This window comes from Candidatus Eremiobacteraceae bacterium, from assembly GCA_036511855.1.
Lineage (GTDB): Bacteria > Vulcanimicrobiota > Vulcanimicrobiia > Eremiobacterales > Eremiobacteraceae > JABCYQ01.
Genome location: DATCBN010000082.1, coordinates 1 through 3,661, shown reverse-complemented (window position 1 = coordinate 3,661; position 3,661 = coordinate 1). Strand labels below are relative to the sequence as shown.

4 protein-coding genes are annotated in these 3,661 nt (G+C 59.2%); 3 read left to right on the top strand and 1 reads right to left on the bottom strand.

Features of this window, described 5'->3' with window-relative positions:
* Positions 1-329, top strand: a 329-nt coding sequence (locus VII69_10550) for a cation:proton antiporter (GenBank protein ID HEY5095546.1), incomplete at its 5' end; no start/stop codon positions are given.
* 25 nt (positions 330-354) lie between these two features.
* Here the strand turns inward: VII69_10550 and VII69_10545 are convergent.
* Positions 355-1,260, bottom strand: a complete 906-nt coding sequence (locus VII69_10545) for a hypothetical protein (protein HEY5095545.1) — start codon at positions 1,258-1,260, stop codon at positions 355-357.
* A gap of 775 nt (positions 1,261-2,035) precedes the next feature.
* Between VII69_10545 and VII69_10540 the strand changes: the two genes are divergently transcribed.
* Together VII69_10540 and VII69_10535 are read left to right on the top strand one after the other, a co-directional pair.
* Positions 2,036-2,695, top strand: a complete 660-nt coding sequence (locus VII69_10540) for a hypothetical protein (protein HEY5095544.1) — start codon at positions 2,036-2,038, stop codon at positions 2,693-2,695.
* A gap of 244 nt (positions 2,696-2,939) precedes the next feature.
* The coding region (locus VII69_10535) for a copper amine oxidase N-terminal domain-containing protein (GenBank protein HEY5095543.1) at positions 2,940-3,661 on the top strand (722 nt) is incomplete at its 3' end.

Here is a 3,661-nt window from a genome sequence, read left to right as displayed (position 1 = left end):
ACGTAAATGCGTTGGTGGCCGCCTGGCCTGCAACCGGGTGGGCGATCCTCGCAGTCATCGCCGGCCGCGCAGCGACGGTCTATGGATTGGCTCCGGTCTGCGGCGCACTGGGTTCGCCGCTGCCAGGCCGTTGGCAACATGTGATCGCGGTCGGCGGGCTGCGCGGCGCGCTCTCAACAGCGCTTGTGCTGAGCTTGCCGATCGACGCTCCGCAGCGCGAGCTCCTCACGACGATGGTGTTCGCGGTGGTGATCTTCACGCTGGTGGTGCAGGGCATCTGCGTGCAGTGGGTCCTCCCGCGGCCGGCCGACTCTCAGTCTCCTGTGTAGTAGGGTGAGCATCGCTCACCCACGGTCAATGTACGATCACCGCAATTGGACGTCTCAGCCGGGCGTGGGGGTCGAGAATTCGCTGAACCGGCTTCACGTCTCCGTTAGCTCCTTGCGCAAAGACTTCGATGGAGTTGCTCACATAGTCCAATCCGTATATCCGGCCTTCGGCGTCAATCGCTACGCCGCTCGGATTATTGAGTTTCGTGTTCGGCCCTGAGATAACGGCAATCGGGGTGGCGTTGCCGTTTGCGCCGGCGGCAAATTCGAGAATGGAAGATCGACGGGGCGAAAAAGGGATGCACGTGACAAAAATATTCCCTAGTTGGTCGATCGCGATGCCTCCGTCGATTTGGAGACACGTGTTGCTGCCAGATATGTTAACAAATGGTTTTATATTGCCGTTCGAGCCGGCTTTGAAGCCGAGGATCGCGGTGCCCTGACCCGCGTTTGCCACGTAGATATTGTCGCTGGCATCAACGGTCATGGCTGCCGGGGCCCCGAGTCCGGTATTTGATCCCTGGATAACCGCGATCGGCGCCACGTTGCCGAATTCCAAGCCGGAAAACTCCAAAATGTAAGGTTGACTTGCCGATCCGGCTACAAAGATATTACCTTGATGGACGATCGTCATTGATTCGCCGGCTACAAAGATATGGCCCCGATGATCGATCGTCATGGATTCGGCGGTGTTGATCAGAGTAGCTGGTCCTGCAATCTGATGAATGGGTGGGACGTTGCCATTTGAGCCCGCTGGAAAGATGTTGACAATATTCAGACCTAACACGGCGATATTCCCAACCGGGTCTAGATCCACCGCAAGCGGGCCAATGATCTGTGTGAGCGAGCCGCTAAGGATGGAGGTGGGTACACGATGGCCGTGGGACGTCGCCGGATATGACGTGATCGAGTTGCCTTTGTAGTTCGCCACGGATATCACTTGGCCGCCGGGGTTTCTAGCCGAAACATGGTATTGAGCTGCCGGCATGGGCGCCGTATGGTTCGTCGTTGATTGATTCGAACAGCTCGCGACAAGTGTCGAGGCCGCAAGAACGTATAGCCCCGCTCGAATGCGCATTTTCCCAACCTCCAACCGGAAACCAGTTGTTTGGTCCGCGAACCGTCGAGCATTGTTCCAGGAGGGTGACGTTACGGGCCTGCCAACCCCGCGCGACGCTTCCGAAACCATCCGCTTAAACCACGTTTCCGGGCTGCGGATGCAACCGTCGATCGAAAGTCTAGGACTTGCGCATCGGTGCCGCGGTTTGTTACGCTAAAGCGATCACGCGATCCTAATATCGAGGGAGGATCCAATGCGTATTTTCCTACCGCTTCAAGCGCTGACGGTAGTGGTAGCGATTTCACTGCTCTGCGGCTGCTCGAGCGGAAGTTTTTCGGCCGTTCCACCCAAGCCGGGGGCGCTACCGGGTGGCCCGCGTTCTCTCGCCGGTCCTCTCGCTGGTCCTCTCGCGGACATACTCAACCAGTCCACGCTGCAAAGAACCGGCTCGCGCAGCGGTCGACATCATGCCAGCTTCTATGCTTGCCCAAAAAGGGGCTCAATTAAATATATATCCGATTTCAACAACAATGTTATCAACATCTACGCCGGAAAACTGAAGGGCCACGCACCGTGCGGCCGGATAGCGTCGTATTTGGGCGGCCCGGAGGGCTTGTACGTAGATCACGCTACGCACGACCTTTACGTGGCTGACACCTACTTCGGCGAAATACGCGTCTACCACAGAGCTCGGATGCATGCGTACGCCACGTACTTCGATCGCAGTGCCGGCGAATATCCGGTAGACGTCACGGTAGCCAAAGACGGAACCATCATTGCCAGCAACTTGCGCTCGATTGATGGCGCCGTCGCCGGTTCCATTTCAACGTGGATTGGTGGCCGATTCGTCGGAAACTATCCGATGACGAATTCATTGTACGGCGGATACGTCACGGTTGCGAGAAATGGCACGGTCTACTTCGACGACATCGACGCCACCTCGAACATGGGCGTTGTCTGGTCAATGTCGTGCCCGGCCGGTGTGTGCGGCGCGCAAACCCAAGTTGCCGGCGTATCGCTCAACTACCCCGGTGGGATGGCCATCGCTGCTTCCGGCAATCTCCTTATCAACGATTGGGCGAACAACACAGCCGACACATTCGAGCTGCCAAATCCAGAACCGTCGACTTTGCCCGTCACGCACGGCCCGCTCGGGCTTGCCATAAACGAGCAGGATCATCACTTGTTCGTCGCCGGCACCCAACGGAATGAAACAGTGGAATATCTCTACCCTGGTGGCCCGGTCGTGGGTAAAGTGTCCGGCGACCCGTTTGGCAGTACGACCGGAGTCGCCGTCGACGACTAAACCTGACTCGCGGGCGACAACCAATCGTTCGACTTGATCGTGAAGCGGTCGGAGTTTGCGATGCGCCCTCGCGCGAAGCGCTGCTTGCGTTGCTATATTTGGACGTGGGCAAGCGATGCTTGCCCTCCTACAAAAGACGTTTTCATATGCGGTCGCAGGGAGGGGTCGCGCTCGCGCCGCTCGCGAAATAGTCCGGTAGGGCACGACCTGCCGCCGATGCGGCGGCTCACTCGGGTGAAATCCCATGCGCAAACTATCCATCTTCATCGCAGCACTCGCCTTGCTGGCGTTTGCCGCGCCGGCGTTAGCGTCGCCGCCATCGGTGTACGTCGATGGCCATCAGGTGACGTCCGACGTGCCGGCCATCGGCGACGGCGGCCGCATGTTCGTGCCGCTGCGCATCCTTCAGCAGCTCGGCGCGCAAGTAACGTTCGACGCGACCGCAGGCGTTGCCGATATCCAGTGGCGCGGCGTCGAGGCGAAGGTCTACTCCGGATCGCAAGTGGCTTGGGTGGACGGCGCGCACATGGCGATGGATTACGCTCCAAAAGAATTCGCCGGCCGCCTGGAAGTGCCGTTGCGTTTCTTGACGCAAGCTTTCCACGTCGACACCGACTACGATGCGAGTTCGAATACGATCGCCATCGTAACCGGCGAGGCCACGGGCAACTTCGTCGCATCATCCGGCGGCCCGACGCTTCCAGCTTCCAGCGCATACGCAAATCCGAACGACGTTTCCGGCGGTTACGGCCCGTCACTCCCTGTCGCACCGCCGACCGTCGATGACTTGCGGCCGGCTCCCGACTCCGTTGTCGGCTCGACGTATCCGCAAATCTACGCGCGTCTGAGCGGCAACTCGTCGTCGGTCGATCCGTCGACCGTGCATCTTGTCGTCGATGGCGGCGATGTCACGTCGCTTGCCGCGATTTCATCCGCCTATGTTTCCTACACGCCTTCCGCAGGATT